The organism is Streptomyces sp. NPDC002520 (assembly GCF_053595235.1).
This window is the reverse complement of sequence record NZ_JBSFXG010000008.1, coordinates 249,824-275,370: the sequence shown is the minus strand read 5'-3', so window position 1 is coordinate 275,370 and position 25,547 is coordinate 249,824. Positions and strand designations below refer to the sequence as shown.

The following is a 25,547-nucleotide window of genomic DNA, read 5'->3' as shown; positions in this document are numbered from 1 at the left end:
TGCCGCCGGCCCCCCCGGGGGGGGCCAGGGGGGCGCCGACCCCGTGCGGTGCGGGCCGGAGTCCGTCTGCGGAGTCCGTCGGTGCCGGGATCAGTCCTTGTAGCGGCTCGGCGGGTAGGGATCCCGCTGCTTGCGGGAGACCTTGCCGGTCTCCATCTCGCCGCGGCCGACCTCGCGGTCGATCTCGGCCTGTTCCTCCTCGTACTGCGCCTCGGGACTCGGCTGCTCCCTGACGGGCAGCCCCGCGTCGCGGCGGTCCTCGGTGGCGCGCTCCTGGAGTCGGGCCTCGTCGGGCCGTCGCGGCATGCCGCGTCCGTGCCGGGCGTCCGGGTCGCCCTCGACCGCCTTGTTGGACTTGTGATGGTGGTGCCCCATGGATCCTCCCAAGTCGCCGTCAGTCCGTCCTTCTTGGCCGCCGCGTCGCCCTACGGCTTGCCCTTCTTCGACGACTTCTTCTTCGCCGCCGTGTCGTGGGCCGGCTTGTCCGCGGCGGCATCGGAGGCCTCGGCCTTCTTCCCGGCCTCCGGGTCGCCCTTGCTCACCGTGCAGTGCAGCGAGTCGTCCTTGATGTCGGCGACGATCGTGTCCCCGGGCTCGGCCTCGCCGCTGAGCAGCAGTTCGGCGATCCGGTTGTCGAGTTCCGCCTGGATCGTGCGGCGCAGCGGACGGGCGCCGAACTCCGGCTGGTGACCGTGCGCGATCAGCAGCTTCTTGGCGGCCTCGGTGACCTCCAGGGTCATGCCCTGCGCATGCACCCGTCGCTTGCTCTGGGCCAGCAGGTGGTCCACGATCTCCGACAGATCGTCCTCGGAGAGGCCGTGGAAGATGATGATGTCGTCGATGCGGTTGAGGAACTCGGGCAGGAACCGGCCCCGCAGCTCGTCCATCAACTGGTCCTTGAGCTCGGACACATCGCCCTTGTGGTCGAGGATCAGATGCGCGCCGATGTTGGACGTCATGATGACGACGCAGTGCCGGAAGTCGACGGTGCGGCCCTGGGCGTCGGTCAGCCGTCCGTCGTCCAGGATCTGCAGCAGCGTGTTGAAGACGTCGGGGTGCGCCTTCTCCACCTCGTCGAACAGGACGACGCTGTAGGGCTGGCGGCGCACCTTCTCGGTGAGCTGGCCCGCCTCCTCGTAGCCGACGTATCCGGGAGGCGCGCCCACGAGGCGGGCGACGGTGTGCTTCTCCTGGAACTCGCTCATGTCGAAGCGGGTCATGCGGTCCTCGTCGCCGAACAGCAACGCGGCGAGGGTCTTGGCGAGTTCGGTCTTGCCGACGCCCGTGGGACCGAGGAAGAGGAAGGAGCCGACGGGCCGGTTCGGGTCGCCCATGCCGGCGCGGTTGCGGCGCACGGCCTGGGCCACCGCGGTGACCGCCTCGTCCTGGCCGACGATCCTCGCGTGCATCTCCTCCTCGAGCTTGAGGAGGCGCTCCTTCTCGCTCGCGGTGAGCTGGGAGACCGGGATGCCGGTGCGGCGGGAGACGATGTCGGCGATGTCGTTCGCGGTGACACTGACGACGCCCTCGCGTCGCTCCTCGATCCCGGCGAGCTCGCCCTCCACCTCGGCGATCTCCTGCTTGAGGGTCGAGGCCTTCTCGAAGTTCTCCGCCGAGACCGCCTGGTCCAGCTCGCGGCGCAGCTTGGCGATGCGGTCCTCGCGGCTGACGACCTCGGTGGAGCGCCCGGCGCTGCGCAGCCGCACCCGGGCACCGGCCTGGTCCATCAGGTCGATCGCCTTGTCGGGCAGGAAGCGGTCGGTGATGTAGCGGTCGGAGAGCCCCGCCGCGGCTTCCAGAGCGGCGTCGTCGAAGCGGACCTGGTGGTGCGCCTCGTACGCGTCGCGAAGGCCCTGGAGGATCAGCACGGTCTCCTCGACGCTCGGCTCCGGCACCATCACGGGCTGGAACCGGCGTTCCAGGGCGGCGTCCTTCTCCACGTACTTGCGGTACTCGTCGATGGTCGTCGCGCCCACGACGTGCAGCTCACCGCGGGCCAGCGCGGGCTTGAGGATGTTGCCCGCGTCCATGGAGCCCTCGCCGGTCGCGCCGGCGCCGACGACGGTGTGCAGTTCGTCGATGAACAGGATGATGTCGCCGCTCGCGGCCTGGACGTCCTCGATGACCTTCTTCAGCCGCTCCTCGAACTGGCCCCGGTACTGCGCCCCGGCCACCAGGCCCGACATGTCGAGGGCCACGACCCTCTTGTCCTTCAGCGTGTGGGGGACCTCGCCCGCCACGATCCGCTGGGCCAGGCCCTCCACGATCGCGGTCTTGCCGACTCCGGGCTCGCCGATGAGGACGGGGTTGTTCTTGGACCGCCGCGAGAGGATCTCGATGGTCTGCTCGATCTCCTCCGCGCGCCCGACCACCGGGTCGAGCTTTCCGGCCTTGGCCTCTTCCGTGAGGTCGCGGCCGTACTCGTCCAGCGTCGTGGCCGGCTGCTTCTTCCGCTCGGCGGCGGGCCCTTCCGTGCGGGCCGCCTGCTCCGTGAGACCGGCCAGCTTCTTGCCGTCGATGCCCTCCGCCGTCATCAGCCGTCCCGCGCCCGAGTCGCTGTCGTCCAGCAGCGCGGTGAGAATGTGTTCAGGGCCGATGTAGGAGACGCCGGCCGCCTGCGAGTGGGCGAACGCGGAGGCGAGCGTGCGCTTGGCCGCCGGAGTGAGGCCCGGCTCGGCCGACGGCTGCCCGGCCTCGCGGGGCAGCACCTCGGCGAGCTCGGACGCGAGGTTGTCGGGATTGACCCCCACCTGGGCGAGGAGCTTGCGCGAGGGGTCGACCTGCGTCGCGGCCCAGAGAAGATGCTCCGTGTCCAGGTCGCTCGTTCCGTCGTCGACCGCCTTCTGCGCCGCCAGATTCAGAAGTTCCTGGGACGACTCCGTCAGCAGCCGTCCGATGGGTACGCGCTGCACCGCCGGGGGCGAGGTGGCCGGGGACATGCCGAAGAAGCGGTTCAACAGCTCACTGAAAGGGTCGGATGAACCGAACGGTGAACCGAACGACATCGACATGGCAGCTCCTGGTACACGACGGATCAGGTTTTCACTGAACCGCGATGTCCAGGGGCCCGCAACCGGAGCACAGACGGCTCAGCACAAGGGGTGCGGGCCTGTTTTCCGGGGTTACGGTGCAGTCGTTGTCGTGCGGTCGTTCCGACCGCCGTCGCAGGACCACGAATCGGAGACACGGCCATGGACGAACGAGCGGGACTCGCGCGCACCGCGAGGTCGGCCTGGTGGGCCGGACACGATCCCGTGCTGGAACTTCAGCAGTTGTGGGGCGAGGTCAGCCGGCTGCTGGAGCACTCCACGCAACCCGCCGCTCCGGCACGGCACTGGATGCCCCTGGTCGAGGAGGAGGACGCGGGCGATGCGTACGTGGTGCGCGCGGAACTGCCCGGTGTTCCTCGTGAGCGCGTGAATATCGAGATCGACGGAAGAGAACTGCATATTCAAGGTTCTGTCGACGAAACGGCGGACACCAAGGCGCTGCGCCGTAGAACCGGATCTTTCTCCTATGGAATTCGCGTCCCCGGCGATGTCGACGTGGAAGCGGTTCAGGCCGATCTGGCCGACGGCGTGCTGACCGTCCGCCTGCCGAAGAGCGGGCAGGTGACGCCGCGCTCCGTCGAGATCTCCTGAGTGCGTCCCCCGGGCCGGCGGGGCTCACGCCACGCCTGGGGCGTGATCGGGGCGAGTTCGCGGTGCGGGTTGTTCACGGCACCGGCCGAGCTCCTGCTCAGGCTCCCTTCAGGCTGCCGATGCCGAGTGACCCGTCGGCCTGTGCCGCGGCCGGCCGCGGGGCCGGGGGCAGGTCGTCGAGGAAGCCGGCGGTCGGCACGTGGAACAGGCAACCGGTGACCGCGGTCGAGAAGTTGAGGATCTGGTCGTGCTGTCCGGGCTCCCTGCCGAGGAACATGTTCCTCAGCATCTGTTCGGTCACCTCGGGTGTCCGCGCGTAGCCGATGAAGAAGGTGCCGAACTCACCCTTGCCGATGGTCCCGAACGGCATGTTCTCGCGCACGATCTTGTGCTCGGTCCCGTCCTCGTCGGTGATGGTGTTGAGGGCGACGTGCGAGTCGGCGGGCTTCACATCGTCCGGGTACTCGATGTTGTCCAGCTTCGACCGGCCGATGACCAGCTCCTGCTTCTCCGGCGGCAGGGCGTTCCAGGCGTCCATGTCGTGCAGGTACTTCTGGATGATCACATAGCTGCCGCCCCGGAAGTCCGGGTCCTCGTCGCCGACGTACACGGAGTCGACCGCGACCTGCCCTTCCGGGTTCTCGCTGCCGTCGACGAATCCGAGCAGATCGCGGTCGTCGAAGAACTTGAAGCCGTGCACCTCGTCGACCACGGTGACCGCTCCCTTGAGCCGGTCCATGAAGAGCCGGCCCAGTTCGAAGCAGAGGTCCATGCGCAGGCCTCGCACATGGAAGAGGAGGTCACCGGGGGTGCCGAGGGCCCGGTGGCGCTCGCCGACCAAGTCCACGAAGGGATGCAGGAGTTGAGGGCGGGGACCGCCGAAGAGCCGGTCCCACGCGGTGGATCCGATGCCGACGACACAGCTGAGCTGGGCGTCGGGCACCCGGAACCCGACCGAGCGTCTGAGGGCCGACACGTCCTCCAGCAGCCCGCGAACGGTTTCCTCACCGCCCGGTGAGATCGTGACCACGAGGAACAGTGCGGCCCTTGCCGGCGGGACGATCACGGGCTGGGTTTCCATCACGGGGTCCTGCCTCCTCGTCGGCTGCGTGCAGGACGAACATAATCGCTTCCGGCTGGTTGTCCGCGGATTACGCAGACGACGTGGCCCGTCCGCGTCGCCTTCGCCGGCGGGGACCCGTGGGTCGGTGAGCGTTCACTCCCCTTCGGGGAGCGGCCGGCCGCGACGCGTCGTGCCCGGCCCGGACCCTGCCCCCCCCGGGGCTCCCTGGAGTGCGGTTCAGCCGACGGGCTGCGGCTGCAGGCGCTCGGCTCCGGTGTAGACGTTCATGGAGTCGCCGCGCAGGAAGCCGACCAGGGTCAGTCCGCTCTCCTCGGCCAGGTCCACGGCCAGCGAGGACGGGGCGGAGACGGCGGCGAGCAGCGGGATGCCCGCCATGACCGCCTTCTGCACCAGCTCGAAGGAGGCACGGCCGCTGACCATCAGCACGGTGCCGCGCAGGGGCAGCATTCCCTCGCGCAGGGCGTGTCCGACGACCTTGTCCACGGCGTTGTGCCGGCCCACGTCCTCCCGCAGGCACAACAGCTCGCCGTCGGCCGAGAACAGTCCGGCCGCGTGCAGGCCGCCGGTGCTGTCGAACACCTTCTGGGCGGCCCGCAGCTTGTCGGGCAGGGACGCCAGCAGCTCCGGGCCCACGCTCAGCCGGTCCTCGGCCACGGTCCAGGCAGCCGTGGTGCGTACGGCGTCCAGGCTGGCCTTGCCGCACAGACCGCACGAGGACGTCGTGTAGAAGTTGCGCTCCAGCGAGGCGTCCGGGGCCTCGACGCCCGCCCCCAGGACGACGTCGACCACGTTGTAGGTGTTGCCGCCGTCGGCCGTGGCACCGGCGCAGTAGCGGATACCGGCCACGTCGGTGGCGGCGTGGACCACGCCCTCGCTGACCAGGAAGCCGGCGGCGAGGTCGAAGTCGTCGCCGGGGGTGCGCATGGTCACGGTGAGCGGGCGCCCCCCGACCCGGATCTCCATCGGCTCCTCGGCGGCCAGGGTGTCCGGGCGGTGCGAGGTCACGCCGTCACGGATGCGGAGAACCCGTCGCCGCGCGGTCACTCGTCCCATGGTCCTGTTCCTCTCCTTCGGCCCTTCGGCAAGCGGCAACGCTGCGAGAAGTCCACTGTAGGTGCCCCCTGCCCTCGGGGCCGAGGGAGCGGGCCGATCGCGGGGGCCGGCCGGACGCACCACGCCGAGCGGGCGAGCGCGACCGGCCGCGTACGGGTCCGCTCAGTCCGCCTGGGCCGCGCCCGCCGTGTCCCGGGCGGGCTCCAGGCGGATCACCACGCTCTTGGAGGTGGGGCAGTTGCTGATGTCGGCGACGCTGTCCAGCGGGACCAGGACGTTGGTCTCCGGGTAATAGGCGGCCGCGGAGCCGGGGCTTGCGGGGTAGGCGACGATCTTGAAGTTCTCGGCGCGGCGCTCCTTGTCGTCGTGCCAGACGCTGACCAGGTCGACCATGTCGCCGTCCGCGAACCCGAGGAGCGACAGGTCGGCGGGGTTGATCATCACGACCCGGCGGGCGTTGTGGATGCCGCGGTAGCGGTCGTTGGGGGCGTACCAGACGGTGTTCCACTGGTCGTGCGAGCGCAGCGTCTGCAGCAGCAGGTGCCCCCCCGGCACGTGCGGCATCGTGAACTCGTTCTCGGTGAAGACGGCCTTGCCGCTGGGGGTGCGGAAGACGCCCTGGTTCGCCGGGTTGGGCAGGTTGAAGCCGCCGGGCTCGGACACCCGGGCGTTGAAGTCCTCGAAGCCCGGCACGACTCGGGAGATCCGGTCACGGACGGTGCCGTAGTCGTCCTCGAAGGTCTTCCACGGGATGCCGTACCTGTCGCCGAGGGTGGCGGCGGCCATCCGGCTGACGATGGCGACCTCGCTGAGCAGGTGCGGGGAGGCCGGGGGCAGCTTGCCCCAGGAGGCGTGCACGTCGCTCATCGAGTCCTCGACGGTGACGAACTGCTCGCCGGCGGCCTGCACGTCCCGGTCGCTGCGGCCCAGGGTCGGCAGGATCAGGGCGGTCTCGCCGCACACCGTGTGGGACCGGTTGAGCTTGGTGGAGACGTGCGCCGTCAGGCTGCAGTTGCGCATCGCCTGCTCGGTGACCTCGCTGTCGGGGGTGGCCCGGACGAAGTTGCCGGCGACGCCGAGGAAGAACCGGGCCCGGCCCTCGTGCATGGCGCGGATGCCGTTGACGGCGTCCAGACCGTGGTGGCTGGGCGGGGTGAAGCCGAACTCCTCGCCGAGCGCGTCCAGGAACGTCTGCGGGCTCCGTTCCCACACGCCCATCGTGCGGTCGCCCTGCACGTTGCTGTGGCCGCGCACCGGGCAGGCGCCCGCGCCGGGCTTGCCGATGTTGCCGCGCAGCATCAGGAAGTTGATGACCTCGCGGATGGTGGGGACGCCGTGCTTGTGCTGGGTGAGGCCCATCGCCCAGCACACGATGACCGAGTCGGCCTTCAGGACGCGCTGGAAGACCTCGTCGATCTCCTCACGGGAGAGTCCGGTCGCGTCGAGGATGTGCTCCCAGGAGGCCTTGCGCGCGTGCTCGGCGAAGGCCTCGAAGCCGGTGGTGTTCTTCTCGATGAAGGCGTGGTCGACGACCGTGCCCGGCGCGGCGTCCTCGGCCTCCAGCAGGAGCAGGTTCAGGGCCTGGAAGAGGGCGAGGTCGCCGCCGGCCCGGATGTGCAGGAACTGGTCGGCTATCTGCGTGCCCTTGCCGATGACGCCGCGCGGGCGCTGCGGGTGCTTGAAGCGCAGCAGGCCGGCCTCGGGCAGGGTGTTGACGGCGACGATGTGGCCGCCGTTGCGCTTGGTCTCCTCCAGTGAGGAGAGCATGCGGGGGTGGTTGGTGCCCGGGTTCTGTCCGACGACGAGGACCAGGTCGGAGTGCTCCAGGTCGTGCAGCGAGACGGTGCCCTTGCCGACGCCCAGCGTCTCGGTCATGGCGGACCCGCTGGACTCGTGGCACATGTTGGAGCAGTCGGGCAGGTTGTTGGTTCCGTAGGCGCGGGCGAAGAGCTGGAGCAGGAAGGCGGCCTCGTTGCCCAGCCGGCCGGACACGTAGAACAGGGCCTCGTCGGGGGAGGCCAGCTGCTTCAGCTCCTTGGCGAGCAGGGCGAACGCGTCGTCCCAGTCGATCGGCTCGTAGTGGGTCGCGCCGGGCCACTTGACCATGGGTTCGGTCAGCTGGCCCTGCTGGTTGAGCCAGTAGTCGGACTTGGCGCCGAGTTCGGCGACGGAGTGCTCGCGGAAGAACTCACGGGTGACGCGGCGCGAGGTGGCCTCGTCGTTGATGTGCTTGGCGCCGTTCTCGCAGTACTCGTTCATGTGCCGCTTGCCCGGCGCGTGCTCGGGCCAGGCACAGCCGGGGCAGTCGATGCCCTTGTCCTGGTTGATGTTGAGCAGGGTCAGCATCGTGCGCCGCGGGGACGTCTGGCTCAGCGAGTACTGCAGCGCGTGGGCCACGGCGGGGACGCCCGTCGCCCAGGTCTTGGGGGGCGTGACCGACAGGTCGTCGATCGGGTCCTCGATGCTGCTGCCCATGATGTCGCCTGCCTCTTTCTGCCGTGCGCCGGTACGGGCACGGTCCACGTCACCCGCTTTCCGAATCCCGCCGCGAGGCAGCTTCTTTCATCCCGTCACCAAAAGTCAAAGAGGCCATTTCGATGACGTGATAGACGCTGTTTATCTCGCGCCCTCTCCCTCGCCCTGGTGGCTCTCACCAGGCATGACGTCGGACGGACAGATGTCCCACATCGCCCCCCGAGCCATGGATAAGCGCCACCTATTGCGCCATCGACCGCCCCTCTTTGACTTCCGAGGGAATTTGGTCGACGCTGACCGGCGGGCGGTAAATCAGCATTCACCGCCACTGGAAAACCGGACAGCACCGGACAGCAGAGGAAGAAGGCAGGACCGTGCCCCGACCGCACTCCGACCAGCTCAGCGCCGTCACCGGCAGCGGTCGGCGCGGCAGCGGCTCCGCCGGAGTCCGGCTCGCCGCCCCGCGACCGCTGGTGGACCGCTTCGGCCGGATCCACACGGACCTGCGACTTTCCCTGACCGACCGCTGCAACCTGCGGTGCGCCTACTGCATGCCTGCGGAGGGCCTTGCCTGGCTGCCCAACGACGAGGTACTCACCGACGACGAGGTCGTGCGCCTGGTCGCCGTCGCCACCGAGCGCCTGGGCATCACCGAGGTCAGACTGACCGGCGGGGAACCGCTGGTGCGCCGCGGCCTGCCCGCCCTCGTCGCCCGCCTCGCCGACCTGCCCCTGGCGCCGGAACTCTCCCTCACCACCAACGGCATCGGCCTGGCCCGCTGCGCCGCCGCCCTGCGTGCGGCCGGGCTGAGCCGGGTCAACGTCAGCCTGGACACGCTGCGCCCGGACCGCTTCGCCGCCCTGACCAGGCGCGACCGGCTCCCCGACGTGCTGGCCGGCCTGCGCGCCGCCCGGGCAGCCGGGCTGTCCCCGGTCAAGGTCAACGCGGTTTTGGTGCGCGGCGTCAACGACGACGAGATCGCCGACCTGACCGCCTTCGCCGTCGAGAACGGCTACCGCATGCGATTCATCGAGTCGATGCCGCTGGACGCCCAGGGCGCCTGGGAGCGGGACCGGATGGTCACGGCCGAGGAGATCCTGAACCGCCTCGGTGAGCGCTTCGCGCTCGTGCCGATCGGGCGGGAGGACAACGCTCCCGCCGAGGAGTGGCGGATCGCCGGCACGGACGCCGTGGTCGGTGTCGTCGCGAGCGTCACCCGCCCGTTCTGCGGCAGCTGCGACCGGGTACGGCTCACCGCGGACGGCCAGCTGCGCAACTGCCTCTTCGCCACCGAGGAGTCGGACCTGCGGGCCCTGCTCCGCGGCGGCGCCGACGACGCCGCGCTGGAAGCGGCCTGGCGCGCCTCCGTCGCGGGCAAGGGCCCCGGCCACGCCATCGACAGCGCCGGTTTCCGCCGCCCGGACCGGCCCATGTCGGCCATCGGCGGCTGACTCCCGGGCAGAACGCCCACCGAGACCCCGATCACCCGTCGAGACCCCGACCGGAAGACCCTTCGAGAACCCCGGGCACAGAACCTGTCGAGAGTCCCGGGTGCAGGACCCTTCGACACGAACGTGAGGACGACAAGGTGAGCCGGATGCACGACTGGATCGCCGCGGCCGAGGACGACCTGGGCATCGATCTCGATGTGGACGTGACCGGCCTGCTGGACATGACCAAGGTGGTCGCCCACGAGGTGGCCCGGCCCGCCGCACCGGTCACCTCGTTCCTGGTCGGATATGCCGCAGCGCTGCGCGGCGGCGGCCCCGAGGCCGTGGCCCGCGCCAACCGGCTGGTGACGGAGCCGGCCGCACGCTGGGCGAGCGAGCACGAGAGCGGTACGACGGCCTCATGACCCCGGCACGGACGAACACCACCGGGGACACCGCCGCGCGGCACGCCGCCCGCACCCCGCACACCTGGGAACAGGCCCGGACGGCCGCACGTGCCGCCGCCGCACACCCCCTGCCCGGCGTCCCGCGCACCCTGACCGACGCGCTCGGGCACGCACTGGCCGAACCAATCACCGCACTCACCGACCTGCCGCCCTTCCCCACCTCCGCGATGGACGGCTGGGCCGTCTCCGGCCCCGGGCCCTGGCTGCTGAGCGGTCGCGGCGTGCTGGCCGGTGAGACCCCGGACCCCCTCGCGCCGGGCACCGCCGCCCCCATCGCCACCGGCGCCCCGCTGCCGCCGGGCGCGACCGCCGTACTGCGCCGGGAACACGGAGGCGCGGATCCCCTCCACGACGTCCTGTACGACCGTTCCCCCGGGCCGGGACCGACGCCCGAGGGCCATGACGTCCGGCCGCGCGGGCAGGAGTGCCGCAGCGGTGAACCACTGCTCCCGTCCGGCACCACCGTGACCCCGGCCGTCCTGGGCCTGGCCGCCGCGACCGGGTACGACCGGCTGATCGTGCATCGCCGCCCCAGCGTCGAACTCCTCGTCCTCGGCGACGAGTTGCTCGCCACGGGCGTCCCGCGCGGCGGACATGTCCGGGACGCGCTGGGCCCGCTGCTGCCGCCCTGGCTGGCCGGCTGCGGCGCCGAACCGATCGGCCACCACCGCATCGCCGACGAACTCGACCCACTGGTGGAGGCGCTGCGCCGCTCCCCCGCCGACGTCGTGATCACCACGGGCAGCACGGCGGCCGGACCGGTGGACTTCCTGCACGACGCTCTCGGCATGCTGGACGCCCGGCTGCTCGTCGATTCCGTCGCCGTACGGCCCGGCCATCCGATGCTGCTCGCCGAACTGCCGGCCACCTCCGACGGCCGCGCCCGCCATCTCGTCGGTCTGCCCGGCAACCCGCTGGCCGCCGTGGCCGGCATGGCCACCTTGGCCGTCCCGCTGCTGCGCGCCCTCGGCGGCCACGCCACCCCCGAGCCCTGCCGGGCGAGGGCCACGGCCGCGCTTCCGGGACACCCGCGGGACACCCGTCTGCTCCCCGTGCACACGACGGGGGACGGGGCGACCCCGCTTCCCTTCGGCGGTCCGGCCATGCTGCGCGGACTGGCTCTCGCCGACGGCCTCGCCGTGGTTCCCCCCGGCGGCGCGGCGGCCGGCGCGACCGTTGAGGTCCTGACGCTCCCCGGGACCTAGCGCCCGGTTCCCGGCACCGCCCGCCCGAGACGGCCCGCCCGCCCCAGGCGGCCCGTCCACCCGATACGGCCCCGCCCGGCCGACCGGGTCGAGGGGCTGCCACGCCGCCCGGTTCAGCCGGTGATCATCCCGGCGACCAGATTGATGGTCGTGGCCAGGATGCCGGTGCCGAACACGTAGGAGAGCAGGGTGTGCCGCAGCACCATCGCCCGGATCAGCGGACTCGACACCGAGGTGTCGGAGACCTGGTAGGTCATGCCGAGGTTGTAGCTGAAGTAGAAGAAGTCCCGGTACGCGGGCGGCACCTCGGAGTTGAAGTCGATCCCTCCGGCGGCCCGGCCGTAGTAGAGGTACGCGTAGCGGGTGGCGTACATCAGATGCAGGGACGCCCACGCCATGAAAACACCGCCGAGCGCGGTCGCCGCGGCGGCGTGATTGGCGCCGGAGCCCTTCACGAGGAGCAGGAGCACGATCCCGATCAGTCCGCACAGAGCGACGGTCGCGACCACCACTTCCTCGGTGACCGGCGGAAAGTCCTCGCGCCGCGCGTTGCGGTGGGTCGCCGCGGCGTCCAGCGGCCACAGCACGATCCAGCCCGACGCCACGAACACGACTCCCCCCGAGGCGATCCCGGCGAGCATGCCCATCGGAGCGTGGGTCGCCACGCCGACGAGCACTCCGACGATCGCTCCGACGACCACCGCGGCGCCGAGCCGGGGGACCGCGGACAGCGGCATCCACTTCCTCATACGGCACAACGCTAGTGGCCTCCTTCCTGATCGGCCCGGCGAGCCCCAGGAGGCGGAAACCGGGCTCGAACCGGTGCTCAGGACTCCGGCCGGGCCAGGTGATATACACCGAACATGCCCCCTTCGCCCCCGCCGGTCCCCGCCGCGAACGGCGGCGGCCCGCGGCGATCGGCCACCGGCCTGGCGCGTGTGCTGACCCCGCGCGGCGCGCTCGCGCTGCACCGGGTGGACGGTGCGTTCCTGTTCGCGCTGCGGGCCGCACTGGCCATGGCGCTCGCGGCGCTGCCCGTCGTGCTGGCCGGACGGCCCGATCTCGCGGTGTACGCGATGCTGGGCTCCTTCACCACCACGTTCGGACGCAACCTCCCCTACGGCCGCCGGGCCCGTGTCCTCGCCGTGGTCGCGGTCGCCATGACGGCGTGCGTGGGCCTCGGTTCGGCGCTCGCCGCGGTGGCCCGTCCCTGGGAGGGAGGCGTCGGTGCCGCCGTGGTGGTCGCGGCGACGGCCGTGGTCGCGGGGCTGTCCAAGTTCGCCTGCGACGCCACCCGGCTCGGCGGACTCGGCGCGGTGCTGCTGCTCTTCTCGTTCGCGGTGGCGGCCAACGGCACGCCCTCGCTCTCCGACGTCCTCCCGCACACGGCACTGGCGGCCCTGGGTGCCGCGACGGCGTGGGTGCTGGCCGTACTGGGCCGGTTCCTGCACCCGGAGCGGCCGCAACGCCTCGCGGTGGCCGGGGCGCTGCGCGCGCTCGCCGACCTGACGGAGGCGGCCGGCGACGGGATCCGGCGCGCACGGCACCGGGCGACCGCCGAGGTCCTCCAGGAGTACCGGTGCCTCGGTCTCGCTCCCCCGACGGGTACCGAGCAGGTCCACCGGACGACCACCTGTGCGCGCCTGGCCGACCTGTCCTGGTCGCTGCTGGTCGAGTCCACCCGTCAGACCGCCGCCGAGGGCGGTGAACTGGCCCGGGATCTGCGCCGGCAGGCCGATCTCCTGACCGCACGCCGGCAGCCCCATCCCCCGGTCCTGCCGGAGCTGTCCGTGCGCACGGCCCCGGCGGCACGGGGCAGGGGCTACCGGGCGGGCGTGTCGGCCGAGACGCCGAACGACGCGGCCGCCCAGCGCGCGTGGGAACTGATGCGGGGCCGCCCCGGCCGCCATGTCGCCCTGGCGGTTCTGGTCGTGCCCGCGCTGCGCATGGTCCTCGGCACGCTGGTGGCGGGCGGGATGGCCGTGGGCCTGGGCCTCGGCCACGGGTACTGGGCGGCGATCTCGGCCGCCGCGGTGCTGCACTCGGTCAATGTCCGTACGACGGCGCAGCGTGCCGTCCAGCGCACGCTGGGTACGGCCGTCGGCCTGCTGATCGCCCTCGGCGTGCTGGCCGTCCACCCGCGTCCGGTGCTGCTCGCCGTGCTGGTCGTGGTCCTGGAATTCCTGCTGGAGTACGTCGTGGCCGGCAACTACGGCCTGGGCGTCGTCTTCCTCACCCCGCTCGCGCTGCTGCTCAGCGAACTCGCCGCGCCCACGCCCGCCGGGGCCCTCGTCCAGGACCGGGCGCTCGCCAGCCTGCTCGGTATCGGCGTCGGGCTGGTCTGCGCCCTCCTCGTCGTCCACGACCGGGCCGCCGTACGTGTGGAACGCGCGCTGGCCACGTGCACCGAGGCGATCGAGCGGGCCGAACACGCTCTGGCCGACCGCCCCGCGCCCGCGCAGCCCGTCGTCCAGGTGCACCTCGCGGTGGCCGTGGTGGAGCTGCGCGAGGCGGACGACGCCGCGGCCGGCGAACTGTGGCCCGCGGGCATCGATCCCGCGGCCCTCGCAGCCGCGGAACAGCGTGCCTACCTGCTGCTGGGACAGCTCCTGCACGGCTGACGCCGTGGCCGGCGGGATGCGGCGGCAGGTGGCGGCAGGTGGCGCGACGCACTGCGGCGGTGTGCGCGAGACCGGTGATCCGCGTGGCGTTAGCGTGAGGGCATGCGCCATGAAGTGACCGATGCCGACACCGCGCTCGTGGTGGGCAGTGGTGATGTGCCCGTGCTCGCCACCCCGCGCCTGATCGCGTGGCTGGAGGCGGCGACCGTACAGGCCGCCGCGCCGTTCACCACCCCCGGCCGGACGACCGTGGGCACCTCGGTCCGCGTCGAGCACCTCCGTGCCACGCCGGTGGGCGGACAGGTGGAGGTGACCGCCGAGCCGGCGCCCAAAACGGCCGGCCGACGGCTCACGTTCGTGGTGCGGGCCGTCGACGGCTCGGGGGAACTGGTGGCGAGCGGCGAGATCGACCGGACGGTCGTCGACCGCGGGCGGTTCCTCGCGTCGGCTCGCGCGTGAGAGTGGTCTTGAAGGTCCTCAGGCGTGAGGGTGCCCGTGAAGGTCCTCACGCGCCGGAGTGCCGCTGAAGGCAGTCACACGGGCGAGTGTCCCTGAAGGTAGTGCCGCACGGCCGCGGGCAGGGGGCCGCCGATGGCCTCCTGGAACGGGCACCAGCGCAGCTGATCCTCCGTCAGGCTGCCTCCCGCGGACGGGGACCGGCTCAGCAACTGGCACACCACGGCCGGTATCGCGTCCTCCCCACCCTCCCCTCGGGGCGCCAGCGGCTGGGAGCCGTCGACGAGATAGCCGGTGAGTTCGTAGACGATGCGCGCGGCCGTCGCCTCCGCCGACTCGGCCGGCTCCGCTGTGCCCGAGGGCAGCGCCCAGTCCTCGCCCCGCGCCACCAGCAGCAGCCGCCCGTCGTACACCACGACCGCCTGCACCACGGCACCGTCAGCCTGATCGAACACCATCTCCGGCCCACCCCTTCCCTGTTCGGGTCTCGACACGCCCGCCGCTCGCACGGCCGGGCGTCGGTTCCCTACCCAGGAGGGGCGTCCGCGCACCTCAGAGCGCCGGCTCGTCCCCGCGGCGCGAGGCGGCGTCAGTTCTGGATCCGATCCAGGAACTTCCGCGGGGTGATGTCCACGTCTCCGTCGATGGTGACGACGGGAATCACGTCCTTGCCGAACCAGACGGCCGGGGTTCCCACCACGCCGAAGGAGCCGAAGGTGACGATGGACTCCCCGGCCCAGGTCAGGTACGTGTCATCCGTGACCTTCCGGTCGAATTCGGGGGACCGCAGCCCGTCCACCTCGCCGGCCACCGACAACAGCACCGAGGCCTCGGAGAACCGGTCGTCGCCGGCTATTCCGGACATGCCCGCGGCGCCGTGTGCGCGGAGTGCGGCTCCCTCACCCTTCCCTGTGCGGGCGTCGTGGTGGAGACTTCGCGCGACCGAGGTGGCTCAGGCCCCTCGGTCGCGCGACCTCTCCACCGCTGCCACCCCCCGACCTCAAGGGCTGCCCTCATGCCGACCGCCTCCGCCTCGCTGCGTCTGGCCGCCGCCACCGCCGGATTACTGCTCATGGCCGCCGCGTCCACGACGGCGTTCGCCGTCCCGTCACCACCACCGCACCACTCCGCGCCACACTCCGCCGAAGCCGCCGACCCCGCCGCCTGGACCGCGCCGCTGTCGACCCGGGGCCGCTACATCGTCGACGCCCGGGGCGACCGCTTCCGGCTGAAGGCCGCCAACTGGGACGGCGCGCAAGGGTCGTGGACCGGAAGCGGCAGCGTCTCCGATCCGGCGAATCACCACGCCGGGCAGGACTCGCACGGCATACCCCTCGGTCTCGACCGTGCTCCTCTGGACCAACTGCTCGCCGACTTCCATCAGTTGGGGATCAACACGATCCGGCTGCCGTTCTCCGACGAGATGATCCACGCGACGACGCCCGTCCCCGACGACGCCGTCGCGGCCAACCCCGGGCTGCGCGGCAGCACTCCGCTCCAGGTCTACGACGCGGTGGTCGACGCGCTGAGCCGGAGCGGGTTCGCCGTCATCCTCAACAACCACACCAATACGTCCCGTTGGTGCTGCGGCGTCGACAGCAACGAACGCTGGAACAGCAGTCAGTCCACCCAGCGGTGGGCCGACGACTGGGTCTTCATGGCCCGCCGCTACGCCTCCGTGCCCCGCGTGGTCGGGGCCGACCTGTACAACGAGGTCCGTCGCGACATCCTCGACGACCCCAACTGGGGCCTGGGCGACAACCACGACTGGTACGCCGCGGCCCAACTGGCCGCCGACCGCATCCTCACAGAGGGCGACCCGCGCCTGCTCATCGTCATCGAGGGCATCAACTGGACCGGCGTGCCGGTGGACGGCCTCCCGCACGGCCGCCCGATGCTCACCCCGGCCCGCACGCTCTCGCACACCCTCGTCGACGCCCACAAGCTCGTCTACTCCGCCCACTTCTACGGCTACACCGGCCCGCACCACAGCGGCGCCACCGGCGTGGGCGAGACCCACGACCCCCGCTACCAGGACCTGACCCCCACCGAGTTGACCGCGGCCCTCGACGACGAGGCGTTCTTCGTCGAGGAGTCCGGCCGGCACTACACCGCGCCCGTCTGGGTGAGCGAGTTCGGGATCGGATCCGGTGAGACGAACGCGGTGGCACGCGCCTGGTTCGGCCATGTCACCGACTACTTCGCCGACCACGACGCCGACTTCGCGTACTGGCCGCTGGTGGGCTTCGAGGGCCATGACGACTGGGCCCTGTTGCGCTACGACAGTACGGGCCACCGCTCGGGCGTCCTCGACGCCGCCGACTGGCGCGCCACGGCATGGCAGCACCTCATGACCGCGCCGAGCACGTCCGGTCCCGTACCGGCGGTGCCGGTGTGGCGGATGCTCAGCACGGACCACGGTGACGCCGTGGAGTCCCTGCGGGTACGGGCCACCGGGGACTGGGACTCCGGGGCGTACAAGGCCGCCTGCCCGGACGGGCTCAGGCTCGTCGGTCTGAGCCACACCTCCGGTCGCGGGCTGTGCACCGACTCCGGCGCGGGCGACCTGCGGGCCTCCGGTTCGGGGCAGACGGTCGTCACCGACGAACGCCACGTTCCCGGGAGCGGCGACTGGGCGTCCGGCTACACCAAGTACCAGTGCCCGTCCGGCTCGTTCCTCATCGGCTACAGCGCGCGCGGCGAGCGAGTCTCGGCGGCCCTGTGCGCGCCGGGGCGTGTCGCACTGGCCGGCAGCGGGCGCACCGTGTGGTTCGACCGGTCCGACAACCGTCCCGGCGACGCGGCCGGCGGCGACTTCGCCTACGGAAGCTACAAGGGCCAGTGCGGAGTGAGCGAGTACGCGGCCGGCATCGCGTTCACCACGCGCGTGGGCAGCAGGCCGGGACCCGCGGCCCTGCTCTGCCGCGCCCTGCCCTGACCACGCCTCGCCCCGACGTCGCCCTGGGGCCGAATGATCGACTCCTCAGGGCGACCGGGGCGTTCTGACCCACCCCAGCGACCGCTCGACGGCCTGCCGCCAGTCCTCGTACTCCGCGTCCCGCTGCCGCGGGTCCATGTCGGGCAGCCACTGGGCGGCCCGGTGCCAGTTGCGGCGCAGGACCTCCAGATCCGACCAGTAGCCGGCGGCGAGTCCCGCGGCGTAGGCGGCGCCCAGGGAGACGGTCTCGGCGACCATGGGACGCACCACGGGGACGTCGAGCACGTCGGCCACGAACTGCATGAGCAGGTTGTTCGCGGTCATGCCGCCGTCCACCTTCAACTGCCGCAGCGGCACCGAGGAGTCGGCGTTCATGGCGTCGACGACCTCACGGGTCTGCCAGCCGGTGGCCTCCAGGACCGCTCGGGCCAGGTGTCCCTTGGTGATGTACGAGGTGAGGCCGACGATGACGCCGCGCGCGTCGCTGCGCCAGCGGGGCGCGAACAGGCCGGAGAAGGCGGGCACGATGTAGCAGCCGCCGTTGTCCTCGACCGTCCGGGCGAGCGTCTCGATCTCGGGCGCGCTGTTGATCAGCCCCAGGCGGTCGCGGAACCACTGGACCAGGGAGCCCGTGACGGCGATCGACCCTTCGAGGGCGTACACGGGCCGCTGGTCACCGATCCGGTAGGCGACGGTCGTCAGGAGCCCGTGCCGGGACCGTACGAGAACGCTGCCGGTGTTGAGCAGCAGAAAACTGCCGGTCCCGTACGTGCACTTGGCCTCGCCCGGGGAGAAGCAGGTCTGGCCGAAGAGCGCGGCCTGCTGGTCGCCGAGCGCGGCCGAGATGCGGACGCCGGGGACGAGGGCGCGCGCGTCGCCGTAGATCTCGGCGGAGGATCTGATCTCGGGCAGCATCGGCCGGGGGACGCCGAAGCAGGCCATCAGCTCGTCGTCCCAGTCGAGGGTGCGGATGTTCATCAACATGGTGCGGCTGGCGTTGGTGGGGTCGGTGAGGTGCAGGCCGCCGTCGGTGCCTCCGGTGAGGTTCCAGATCAGCCAGCTCTCCATCGTGCCGAAGAGGACGTCACCGTTCTTCGCTCGCTCCTCCAGACCCTTGACGTCGTCGAACAGCCAGCGGACGCGCAGCGCCGAGAAGTAGGTGGAGGGTGCCAGGCCGCACCGGTCGACGAAGAACTCCGCTCCGGGGCTGCGGCCGAGATCCTCGACGAGCGACGCGGTGCGGGTGTCCTGCCAGACGATCGCCCGGCTCACCGGGTCACCCGTGTGCCGGTCCCACAGGACGGTCGTCTCCCGCTGGTTGGCCAGGCCGATGGCGGCGACCTGGTCGGCGCCGATCCCGCCGGCGGACAGTGCCTCGGGTACGACGCGCTGGAGGTTGTTCCATATCTCGACGGCGTCGTGCTCGACCCATCCGGGCTTCGGGAAGTGCTGCTGGTGCTCCCTCTGGGCGACGGTCACCAGCCGTCCCCGGTGGTCGAACAGAATGCAACGGGTCGAGTTGGTGCCCTGATCGATGGACATCACATACCGTTCAACCATGATCAGGTCTGCCTTCCCGTGGGTTGCGGAGGGAGCGGTGGGGGCTACCAGCGGGCGGCGCCCAGGTCTCTGGAGATCGCCCGCGCGGCCTCGCGGAGCAGCGTGAGCAGATTGGCCCGGGGCCGGCCCTGGCTGTCACAGATCCGCTCGACCGGACCCGAAAGACCGATGGCACCGACGACGATGCCGCCGTGCCCGCGGATCGGCGCGGCAAGCCCGGCCTCGCCCATGCTCATCTCCTGGACCTCGGCGGCCCAGCCTTGTTCCCGGACCTCGGCGAGCGCCCTGGACAGCTCGTCGGAGGTGACCAGGGTGTGCCGGGTGTACGCCTCCATCCCCGACTCGAGCACCGGCTCCAGGGGCGCGGTCCCGTAGGCCAGCAGGACCTTGCCCAGCGAGGAGGCGTGCAGGGGCAGCAGCGCGCCCACGTCCAGGGTCTGCAGGGAGTCGTCCGGGCGGAAGACGTGGTGGACGACCAGGACCTGGCCCTCCAGGGGGGTGCCCAGGCGCACCGCTTCCCCGCTGCGGGCGGCCAGGGCGTCGGCCCAGTTGATCGAGCGCGACCGCAGCTCGTTGACGTCCAGATAGCTGGTGCCGAGGTGCAGGAGAGCGGCCCCGAGCTGGTACTTTCCGGTCGACGCGTCCTGCTCCACGAAATCCACGTGCTGGAGTGTGCGAAGGATGCCGTGGGCGGTTCCCTTGGCGAGTCCGAGGGAGGCCGCCACCTCGCCGAGCCCGAGTCTGCGGGGACCGCCGGCGAGGAGACGCAGAATCGCCGCCGCCCGTTCGATGGACTGGACTGGGCCTGCCATAACGCGAGCCTATTACCGTCGCAGCCGCTCCGCTTGGCGTGTGGGGCGTACGCCGGCGCCGTGCCGGGGCCGGTCGTTCGGCAATGCCGACCCGGGTTCATTGACCTGTTTCGTCCATGTCCTTAACGTTCTGCCAGGTCCTGGCAATGTGTCCGGGGCCCAGCGCCTGACCTGCAGGGCCCACACCCCTGGAGACCTGTAGGGCTCACCCCCTGGAGACATGATGGCGGTACAGCTCAACACGCTGGTTCGGGACGCGTACGAACACGTCTGCCCGGTGCCCCCCGTCGCGGGGGCCGTCCCGGCCGCGCGCCGGCAGGTGGCCACGCTCCTCGCGGACTGGAACGTGTCGGCCGAGATCGTCGACGACGCACTGCTGGTGGTGTCGGAACTGCTCACCAACGCGATCGTCCACGCCCTGCCACCGGCTCTGCTGCGGGTGTCCTGGATCAGGGAGAACGGCTTCGGCACCCTGCGCGTGGAGGTGTCCGACACGGGCCCCGCGCTCGCGGCCGGCCGCTGCTCCCCCGGCGTCGACCCGGACGAGCACGGTCGCGGGATGGAGATCGTCCACGCGCTGGCGACCCGGTACGGCATACGCGTCAGCCGCGGCACCCTCACCCGCTGGGCCGAGCTCGTCGCTCTGCGGGTGTGCGGGCGCGCCTCGGTCCCGCACCCCCTCCCGGAGCAGCGGGCGGAGGCGTCCTAGGAGTGCCCTGGGAGTCCGCTCCTCGGCTCGGCGACGCGCCCGGGCCCCGAGTCGGTGACCTGCCCGGCCGCGTACCGCGAGCGGCGACGCGGTGTCGGCCGCGACCGGGCGGCCCCCTTTCAGCGCGGCACGGCCTTTCAGCAGAGCACGGCCAGATCGCCCGGCCGGACCCGGGCCGTCACCGGAAGGGTGGCCTCGACCTCGCCGTCGGCGCCGTAGGGCACCGGGCGGGAGGCTTCGATGCGCAGCTCGCGGCCCCTCAGGACACGGACCTCGGGGCGGCGTATATGGGCGCCGGTCTTCAGTTCGTTCATGAGGGCGAAGAAGAGGCGGCGCGGGGCCTCGCGGATCATGACGATGTCGAGAAGCCCGTCGTCGACCTTGGCGCCGGGCGCGATGAGGCGGCCCGAACCGTAATAGGGGGAGTTGGCGGCCACGACGGTGTAGCCGCGGTGGGTGTGCTCCTCGCCGTCGACGGTGACGCGGTAGTCCGCCGCGCGCCAGCCGGTGACCGCGCGCAAGCCGCCCGCGTAGTAGGAGGCGGAGCCGCGCAGCAGGCGGGCGTGGTTGGCGTGCCGGTTGGCCAGGGCGTCGACGCCGGCGTAGACGCTGCCCAGGACCACCGTGCGCTGGTGCACGGCCGATTCCAGCTCGATGGTGTCGACGCGTCGGGGTTCGGCGTGCAGCAGGATGCCGGCCAGGGCCTCGGGGTCGTGGGGCAGGTCCAGTGCGCGGGCGAAGTCGTTGCCGCGGCCGGCGGGGACCAGGCCGAGGACGGCGCCGGTGCCGCTGAGCGCTCCGCCGATGCCGCCCGCCATGCCGTCGCCGCCCACCGCCAGCACCACCCGGCCGTCTTCCCCGGCCCGGCGGGCCAGTTCCTGGGCGTGGGCGAGGCTGTGGCTGTACTCGGTCTCCAGGGTGGCGCCGGCTTCGCGCAGGTGCCGGGCCACCTGGAGGAGCGTCGCCGCCCCGGTGGAGCCGCCCGCGGTCGGGTTGACGACGGCGGTGAACTGTCGCATCGGTGTGCCTCCGGGGCGGTGACGGGTCGGGAGACGGATCGGTCGGGGTGCGGGACGCGTACGGAGTGCGGGAAGCGTACGGTCAGCCGGTGGGCAGCAGGACGCCCGGGTTGAGCAGTCCCTCGGGGTCGAGCCGGCGCTTGACGGCGCGCAGCGCGTCGACGGCGAGGGGTCCGACTTCGCGGACGTACCAGTCACGGTGGTCGGTGCCCACCCCGTGGTGGTGGGAGATGGTGCCACCGGCGGCCAGGATCGCCTCGTTGGCCGCGTGCTTGGCGGGCGTCCAGTGCGCGACCGGGTCGTCGCCCTGCGCGCTGACCACGGTGAAGTACAGCGAGGCGCCGTTCTCGTACACGTGGGAGACGTGGCACATCACCAGCGGCGGGGTGCCGGCCGCGGTGAGCGTGTCGGTCAGCGCGGTGCGCACGGCCGTGTACAGCTCGGGGATGCGGGACCAGAAGGCGGCCGTCTCCAGGGTCTCGGCGAAGGCCCCCACGTCGAGCAGGGCGTCGCGCAGGTAGGGGGCGGAGTAGCGGCCGTGGGCCCAGCGCTCGCCGGGTTCGGCGCCGACGAAGGTGCCGCCGCAGGCACGCAGGACGGCGGCGGCCTGCTCGCGGCGCTGCGCGGTGTCCTCGGCGGTGCCCTCGTACCCGGTGATCGCCAGGCATCCGGCGTCGCTGTTCGCGAGGCCGGCGCCGATCGCGTCGGGCTGGGCCAGTCCGATGAGGGTCTCGGTCTCGTCGGACAGCCGGAGGACCGTGGGCCGGGGCCCGTCCTGGGCGAGCCGGCGCAGCGCGGCGGCCCCCTCCTCGAAGGAGGCGAACCGCCAGCCCTCGTAGACGCGTTGCTCTGGCAGCGGCCGGATGCGTACGGTCACGGAGGTGATGACGCCGAAGGCGCCCTCGGAGCCGAGGATCAGCTGGCGCAGGTCGGGGCCGGCGGCCGAGCGCGGGGCGCGGCCCGTCTCGACGGTGCCCTCGGGGGTGGCGAGGGTGAGACCGAGGACCATCTCGTCGAAGCGGCCGTATCCGGCGGAGGCCTGACCGCTGGAGCGGGCGGCGGCGAAGCCTCCGACGGTCGCCCACTCGAAGGACTGCGGGAAGTGTCCGAGGGTGAAGCCGCGCTCGGCGAGCAGGGCTTCGGCCTGCGGGGCGCGCAGGCCCGGCTGCAGGACGGCGGTGCGGGAGACCGGGTCGAGGTCGAGCAGGCCGTCCATGCGCCGCAGGTCGAGGGCGACGAAGTCGGGCCGCTCGGGGGCGAGGCCGCCCACGACGCTGGTGCCGCCGCCGAAGGGGACGACGGCCAGTGCGTGTGCGGAGCAGGCGCGCAGCACGGCCAGGACCTCGTCGTGGGAGGCGGGCAGGACGACGGCCCGCGGAACGTCCGTGATGTCGCCGGCGCGGATGCGCAGCAGGTCGGGGGTGGACTTGCCGCGGGTGTGCCGGATCCGGGTCTCCGTGTCCGTGCGGACGTGCTCGGCGCCGCCGACCGCGTCGGCGAGGGCGGCCAGTGCCGCCGGGGCGACGGTCGGCTCGGACACGGGGACGTCCGTCAGGGCGAGCGGCTCGGCGCCGCGCGGCTTGACGCCGAGCAGGTCGCGCAGCAGGCCGGTCACCGAGTCGGGCAGCGGTGCCGCCTTGGCCGGGTCTCCCCAGCCGTTCCACAGCATGTCCATTGAACGGTCGTCCTCACACGGTCGGTTCGCTCGGTTCGTGCGGCGCGATGGTCCGCCCGCCCCCGGGGCGTTACACTGTGACACATGACGCCTATTCGTCACAACCGTTCGGACAGTGACACCGTGCTCGACGCGGTGCGCGACTGCGTCCTGGCCGTCGGCGTCCGCCGCACCACCCTCGCCGACGTGGCCCGCCGCGCCGGCGTCTCCCGGATGACGCTGTACCGCCGCTGGCCCGATCTGGGCTCCCTGGTGGGCGACCTGATGACCCGTGAGTGGCTCGACGTGGCCAACCGGTCCATGCCTCAGGCCACCGAGGGCACGGACGCGCGCACACGGATCGTGGAGGGCCTGGTCGCGGGGGTGGAGGCGTTCCGCGCCCACCCCCTCTTCCACAAGATCGTCGACGTCGACCCCGAGTTGCTGCTGCCCTACGTGCTCGACCGGCGCGGAGCGAGCCAGGAGGCGCTGCTCGCCCTCCTGGCCGAGGGGCTGCGCGAGGGGCACGCGGACGGGTCGGTGCGCGCCGGCCACACCGACCGGCAGGCCCGCGCCCTGCTGCTGACCGTGCAGTCCTTCGCCCTGTCGCTGCGCACCATGACCGACGAGGACGACCCCGAACTCGACACCCGCGCCTTTCTCGGCGAACTGCGCATCCTTCTGGAGAGGACCCTCACGCCATGAGCCCCACCAGCAACCGGGACGAGCACACCGGGGCAGTGCCCGGCTCGTCCCTCAGCGCCGGCCGGCGCACCCGGGACCTGGCCGCGGCGGCCGACGGCAGGGTGGCCGACGTCCTGGTCGTCGGGCTCGGCGCGACGGGCGCGGGCGCCGCCCTGGACGCCGCCGCCCGCGGGCTCGACGTCGTCGCGGTCGACGCCCACGACCTCGCCTTCGGCACCTCCCGCTGGAGCTCCAAGCTCATCCACGGCGGGCTGCGCTATCTGGCCTCCGCGCAGTTCGACGTCGCGCACGAGAGCGCGGTGGAGCGCGGTGTGCTGATGACCCGGACCGCCCCGCACCTGGTGGCCGCGCAGCCCTTCGTGCTGCCGCTGACCCCGCTGGTGTCGCGGGCCCAGGCCTCGCTCGCCTGGGCCGGGTTCCGCGCCGGCGACATGCTGCGGCTCGCCGCCCGCACCCCGCGCCAGGTGCTGCCCGCGCCGCGCCGGCTGTCGGCGACCGAGGCCCGCCATCTCGCGCCCTCGGTCCGCACGGCCGGCCTGCGCGGCGGTCTGCTCTCCTGGGACGGCAAGGTGACCGACGACATCCACCTGGTCACCGCCCTCGCCCGCACCGCCGCCGCACGCGGCGCCCGGGTGCTCACCCGGGTAAGGGCGCTGGAGCTCACCGCGACCGGCGCCCGCTTCCGCGACGAACTCACCGGCGAAGAGGGCGAGATCAGGGCCCGCGCCGTCATCAACGCCACCGGCGTGTGGGCGGGCGGTCTCGTCGACGGCATCCGCATCCGTCCCTCGCGCGGCACCCACCTGGTCCTGCGCTCGGAACGTCTCGGTACCCTCCCGGCGGGCCTGCACATCCCGATCCCCGGCGAGACCAACCGCTTCGTGCTGGTCCTGCCCCAGGGCGACGGCCGTACGTACGTCGGTCTCACCGACGAGCCCGTCGAGGGCGAGATCCCGGACGAGCCGGAGGTGCCGGAGACGGACATCGGCTTCCTGCTGGACGTGCTCGGCTCCGTGCTCGACGCCCCGGTACGCCGCGACGAGGTCGACGGTGCCTTCGCGGGACTGCGCCCCCTGCTGGACACCGCGGACCACGACGGCCCCGACGGCGCCTCACCCCGCACCTCCGACATCTCACGCCGGCACGCGGTGCTCACCTCGGCCGAGGGCGTGACCACCGTGGTCGGCGGCAAGCTGACCACGTACCGGCGGATGGCCGAGGACGCGGTCGACGCGGCGGTCGAGGCCCACCGGCTGACCGCCGGCCCCTCCCCCACCGCCGCCCTTCCCCTGGTCGGCGCCGCCGCCCCCGACCGGCTCCGGGCCCTGCGCGCGCCGAGCCGCCTGGTGAGCCGCTACGGGACCGAGGCCCCCGCCGTCCACGCCCTCGCCGAGCAGGATCCGGCCCTGGCCGAACCGGTCGTACCGGGGCACCCGGTCACCCGCGCCGAACTCGTCTGGGCCGCCCGGCACGAGGGCGCACTGGACACGTCCGACCTCCTGGACCGCCGCACCCGCATCGGCCTCGTCCCCGAGGACCGGGCCAAGGCACTGGACGCGGCGCGGGACGCGCTGGAGCGGGGCGCCGAAGCACGGAGGTGAGGGCGGTCGCCGACTCGGCGGCACCGCGCGCCACCGCCCAGAAGCGGCCGACGGGGAGACAGCAGGGCCCCTGGCCGGCGTCACCGCCGGCCAGGGGCCCTTGACGCGATCAGGCTA

The 25,547-nt window shown here is 72.3% G+C and carries 22 protein-coding genes; 10 read left to right on the top strand and 12 right to left on the bottom strand.

The window, feature by feature from the left end; translation table 11 throughout:
• Nucleotides 1-90 precede the first annotated feature (90 nt).
• Together ACWD5D_RS14990 and ACWD5D_RS14985 are read right to left on the bottom strand one after the other, a co-directional pair.
• Nucleotides 91-375 (bottom strand): hypothetical protein, encoded by a 285-nt coding sequence (locus tag ACWD5D_RS14990; protein ID WP_451373090.1) that lies wholly within the window; start codon nucleotides 373-375, stop codon nucleotides 91-93.
• 50 nt (nucleotides 376-425) lie between these two features.
• Nucleotides 426-3,011, bottom strand: coding sequence for an ATP-dependent Clp protease ATP-binding subunit (locus tag ACWD5D_RS14985; RefSeq protein WP_451373089.1), 2,586 nt, complete (start codon nucleotides 3,009-3,011; stop codon nucleotides 426-428).
• A 243-nt stretch (nucleotides 3,012-3,254) separates the two neighbouring features.
• On the opposite strand from ACWD5D_RS14985, the gene ACWD5D_RS14980 reads away from it, so the two are divergent.
• Nucleotides 3,255-3,641, top strand: coding sequence for an Hsp20/alpha crystallin family protein (locus ACWD5D_RS14980; protein ID WP_451373088.1), 387 nt, complete (start codon nucleotides 3,255-3,257; stop codon nucleotides 3,639-3,641).
• Nucleotides 3,642-3,738: 97 nt separating this feature from the next.
• Here ACWD5D_RS14980 and ACWD5D_RS14975 read toward each other — a convergent pair whose 3' ends face one another.
• From ACWD5D_RS14975 to ACWD5D_RS14965, 3 genes are all read right to left on the bottom strand, one after another.
• A complete protein-coding gene (locus tag ACWD5D_RS14975) occupies nucleotides 3,739-4,725 on the bottom strand; it encodes a Dyp-type peroxidase (protein ID WP_451373087.1) in 987 nt (328 codons plus the stop codon).
• Between the two features lie 216 nt (nucleotides 4,726-4,941).
• The gene (gene fdhD / locus ACWD5D_RS14970) at nucleotides 4,942-5,778 is read right to left on the bottom strand and encodes a formate dehydrogenase accessory sulfurtransferase FdhD (protein ID WP_451373086.1); all 837 of its coding nucleotides are present in this window, start codon (nucleotides 5,776-5,778) and stop codon (nucleotides 4,942-4,944) included.
• Between the two features lie 162 nt (nucleotides 5,779-5,940).
• Nucleotides 5,941-8,253, bottom strand: coding sequence for an FdhF/YdeP family oxidoreductase (locus tag ACWD5D_RS14965; RefSeq protein WP_451373085.1), 2,313 nt, complete (start codon nucleotides 8,251-8,253; stop codon nucleotides 5,941-5,943).
• Between the two features lie 470 nt (nucleotides 8,254-8,723).
• Here ACWD5D_RS14965 and moaA point away from each other — a divergent pair, with 470 nt between their 5' ends.
• From moaA to ACWD5D_RS14950, 3 genes are all read left to right on the top strand, one after another.
• Nucleotides 8,724-9,704 carry a GTP 3',8-cyclase MoaA gene (moaA, locus tag ACWD5D_RS14960; RefSeq protein WP_451373105.1) on the top strand — a complete coding sequence of 327 codons (981 nt, stop codon included), beginning with the start codon at nucleotides 8,724-8,726 and terminating at the stop codon, nucleotides 9,702-9,704.
• 146 nt (nucleotides 9,705-9,850) lie between these two features.
• Nucleotides 9,851-10,108, top strand: a complete 258-nt coding sequence (locus ACWD5D_RS14955; protein ID WP_451373084.1) for a DUF6457 domain-containing protein — start codon at nucleotides 9,851-9,853, stop codon at nucleotides 10,106-10,108.
• Nucleotides 10,105-11,355, top strand: a complete 1,251-nt coding sequence (locus ACWD5D_RS14950) for a molybdopterin molybdotransferase MoeA (RefSeq protein WP_451373083.1) — start codon at nucleotides 10,105-10,107, stop codon at nucleotides 11,353-11,355. The genes ACWD5D_RS14955 and ACWD5D_RS14950 overlap by 4 nt, the downstream gene beginning before the upstream one ends.
• A 113-nt stretch (nucleotides 11,356-11,468) precedes the next feature.
• On the opposite strand, the gene ACWD5D_RS14945 is transcribed toward ACWD5D_RS14950, so the two are convergent.
• Nucleotides 11,469-12,104 (bottom strand): DUF1345 domain-containing protein, encoded by a 636-nt coding sequence (locus ACWD5D_RS14945; RefSeq protein ID WP_451373082.1) that lies wholly within the window; start codon nucleotides 12,102-12,104, stop codon nucleotides 11,469-11,471.
• 114 nt (nucleotides 12,105-12,218) lie between these two features.
• Between ACWD5D_RS14945 and ACWD5D_RS14940 the strand changes: the two genes are divergently transcribed.
• Together ACWD5D_RS14940 and ACWD5D_RS14935 are read left to right on the top strand one after the other, a co-directional pair.
• Complete coding sequence (locus ACWD5D_RS14940) at nucleotides 12,219-13,976, top strand: FUSC family protein (protein ID WP_451373081.1); 1,758 nt, start codon at nucleotides 12,219-12,221, stop codon at nucleotides 13,974-13,976.
• A gap of 102 nt (nucleotides 13,977-14,078) precedes the next feature.
• Nucleotides 14,079-14,435, top strand: coding sequence for a thioesterase family protein (locus tag ACWD5D_RS14935; protein WP_451373080.1), 357 nt, complete (start codon nucleotides 14,079-14,081; stop codon nucleotides 14,433-14,435).
• A gap of 74 nt (nucleotides 14,436-14,509) precedes the next feature.
• Here the strand turns inward: ACWD5D_RS14935 and ACWD5D_RS14930 are convergent, their stop codons facing one another.
• Together ACWD5D_RS14930 and ACWD5D_RS14925 are read right to left on the bottom strand one after the other, a co-directional pair.
• The gene (locus ACWD5D_RS14930) at nucleotides 14,510-14,890 is read right to left on the bottom strand and encodes an NUDIX hydrolase (protein WP_451373079.1); all 381 of its coding nucleotides are present in this window, start codon (nucleotides 14,888-14,890) and stop codon (nucleotides 14,510-14,512) included.
• 131 nt (nucleotides 14,891-15,021) lie between these two features.
• The gene (locus ACWD5D_RS14925) at nucleotides 15,022-15,297 is read right to left on the bottom strand and encodes a hypothetical protein (RefSeq protein WP_451373078.1); all 276 of its coding nucleotides are present in this window, start codon (nucleotides 15,295-15,297) and stop codon (nucleotides 15,022-15,024) included.
• Between the two features lie 150 nt (nucleotides 15,298-15,447).
• On the opposite strand from ACWD5D_RS14925, the gene ACWD5D_RS14920 reads away from it, so the two are divergent.
• Nucleotides 15,448-17,370, top strand: a complete 1,923-nt coding sequence (locus ACWD5D_RS14920) for a glycoside hydrolase family 5 protein (RefSeq protein ID WP_451373077.1) — start codon at nucleotides 15,448-15,450, stop codon at nucleotides 17,368-17,370.
• 45 nt (nucleotides 17,371-17,415) lie between these two features.
• On the opposite strand, the gene glpK is transcribed toward ACWD5D_RS14920, so the two are convergent.
• Nucleotides 17,416-18,930: a glycerol kinase GlpK gene (gene glpK, locus ACWD5D_RS14915; RefSeq protein WP_451373076.1), complete on the bottom strand. Its 1,515-nt coding sequence runs from the start codon at nucleotides 18,928-18,930 to the stop codon at nucleotides 17,416-17,418.
• 44 nt (nucleotides 18,931-18,974) lie between these two features.
• Nucleotides 18,975-19,742: an IclR family transcriptional regulator gene (locus ACWD5D_RS14910; protein ID WP_451373075.1), complete on the bottom strand. Its 768-nt coding sequence runs from the start codon at nucleotides 19,740-19,742 to the stop codon at nucleotides 18,975-18,977.
• 223 nt (nucleotides 19,743-19,965) lie between these two features.
• On the opposite strand from ACWD5D_RS14910, the gene ACWD5D_RS14905 reads away from it, so the two are divergent.
• A complete protein-coding gene (locus ACWD5D_RS14905) occupies nucleotides 19,966-20,451 on the top strand; it encodes an ATP-binding protein (RefSeq protein ID WP_451373074.1) in 486 nt (161 codons plus the stop codon).
• 137 nt (nucleotides 20,452-20,588) lie between these two features.
• On the opposite strand, the gene ACWD5D_RS14900 is transcribed toward ACWD5D_RS14905, so the two are convergent.
• The gene (locus tag ACWD5D_RS14900) at nucleotides 20,589-21,470 is read right to left on the bottom strand and encodes a diacylglycerol kinase family protein (RefSeq protein ID WP_451373073.1); all 882 of its coding nucleotides are present in this window, start codon (nucleotides 21,468-21,470) and stop codon (nucleotides 20,589-20,591) included.
• 82 nt (nucleotides 21,471-21,552) lie between these two features.
• The gene (locus tag ACWD5D_RS14895) at nucleotides 21,553-23,145 is read right to left on the bottom strand and encodes an FAD-binding oxidoreductase (protein ID WP_451373072.1); all 1,593 of its coding nucleotides are present in this window, start codon (nucleotides 23,143-23,145) and stop codon (nucleotides 21,553-21,555) included.
• 84 nt (nucleotides 23,146-23,229) lie between these two features.
• Here ACWD5D_RS14895 and ACWD5D_RS14890 point away from each other — a divergent pair, with 84 nt between their 5' ends.
• Both ACWD5D_RS14890 and ACWD5D_RS14885 read left to right on the top strand, forming a co-directional pair.
• Nucleotides 23,230-23,829 (top strand): TetR/AcrR family transcriptional regulator, encoded by a 600-nt coding sequence (locus tag ACWD5D_RS14890; RefSeq protein ID WP_451373071.1) that lies wholly within the window; start codon nucleotides 23,230-23,232, stop codon nucleotides 23,827-23,829.
• Entirely contained in the window at nucleotides 23,826-25,430 is a 1,605-nt protein-coding gene (locus tag ACWD5D_RS14885; protein ID WP_451373070.1) for a glycerol-3-phosphate dehydrogenase/oxidase, read from the top strand. Before ACWD5D_RS14890 ends, ACWD5D_RS14885 begins: the two co-directional genes overlap by 4 nt.
• The last annotated feature ends 117 nt before the right edge of the window (nucleotides 25,431-25,547 follow it).

Coding starts and splice junctions, on each gene's coding strand:
- ACWD5D_RS14885 (WP_451373070.1), top strand. CDS start 23,826: ATGAGCCCCACCAGCAACCGGGACGAGCACACCGGGGCAGTGCCCGGC.
- ACWD5D_RS14910 (WP_451373075.1), bottom strand. CDS start 19,742: ATGGCAGGCCCAGTCCAGTCCATCGAACGGGCGGCGGCGATTCTGCGT.
- ACWD5D_RS14950 (WP_451373083.1), top strand. CDS start 10,105: ATGACCCCGGCACGGACGAACACCACCGGGGACACCGCCGCGCGGCAC.
- fdhD (WP_451373086.1), bottom strand. CDS start 5,778: ATGGGACGAGTGACCGCGCGGCGACGGGTTCTCCGCATCCGTGACGGC.
- ACWD5D_RS14895 (WP_451373072.1), bottom strand. CDS start 23,145: ATGGACATGCTGTGGAACGGCTGGGGAGACCCGGCCAAGGCGGCACCG.
- ACWD5D_RS14965 (WP_451373085.1), bottom strand. CDS start 8,253: ATGGGCAGCAGCATCGAGGACCCGATCGACGACCTGTCGGTCACGCCC.
- ACWD5D_RS14940 (WP_451373081.1), top strand. CDS start 12,219: ATGCCCCCTTCGCCCCCGCCGGTCCCCGCCGCGAACGGCGGCGGCCCG.
- ACWD5D_RS14925 (WP_451373078.1), bottom strand. CDS start 15,297: ATGTCCGGAATAGCCGGCGACGACCGGTTCTCCGAGGCCTCGGTGCTG.
- ACWD5D_RS14900 (WP_451373073.1), bottom strand. CDS start 21,470: ATGCGACAGTTCACCGCCGTCGTCAACCCGACCGCGGGCGGCTCCACC.
- ACWD5D_RS14955 (WP_451373084.1), top strand. CDS start 9,851: ATGCACGACTGGATCGCCGCGGCCGAGGACGACCTGGGCATCGATCTC.
- ACWD5D_RS14935 (WP_451373080.1), top strand. CDS start 14,079: ATGCGCCATGAAGTGACCGATGCCGACACCGCGCTCGTGGTGGGCAGT.
- glpK (WP_451373076.1), bottom strand. CDS start 18,930: ATGGTTGAACGGTATGTGATGTCCATCGATCAGGGCACCAACTCGACC.
- ACWD5D_RS14945 (WP_451373082.1), bottom strand. CDS start 12,104: ATGAGGAAGTGGATGCCGCTGTCCGCGGTCCCCCGGCTCGGCGCCGCG.
- ACWD5D_RS14905 (WP_451373074.1), top strand. CDS start 19,966: ATGGCGGTACAGCTCAACACGCTGGTTCGGGACGCGTACGAACACGTC.
- ACWD5D_RS14990 (WP_451373090.1), bottom strand. CDS start 375: ATGGGGCACCACCATCACAAGTCCAACAAGGCGGTCGAGGGCGACCCG.
- ACWD5D_RS14985 (WP_451373089.1), bottom strand. CDS start 3,011: ATGTCGATGTCGTTCGGTTCACCGTTCGGTTCATCCGACCCTTTCAGT.
- ACWD5D_RS14890 (WP_451373071.1), top strand. CDS start 23,230: ATGACGCCTATTCGTCACAACCGTTCGGACAGTGACACCGTGCTCGAC.
- ACWD5D_RS14930 (WP_451373079.1), bottom strand. CDS start 14,890: ATGGTGTTCGATCAGGCTGACGGTGCCGTGGTGCAGGCGGTCGTGGTG.
- ACWD5D_RS14920 (WP_451373077.1), top strand. CDS start 15,448: ATGCCGACCGCCTCCGCCTCGCTGCGTCTGGCCGCCGCCACCGCCGGA.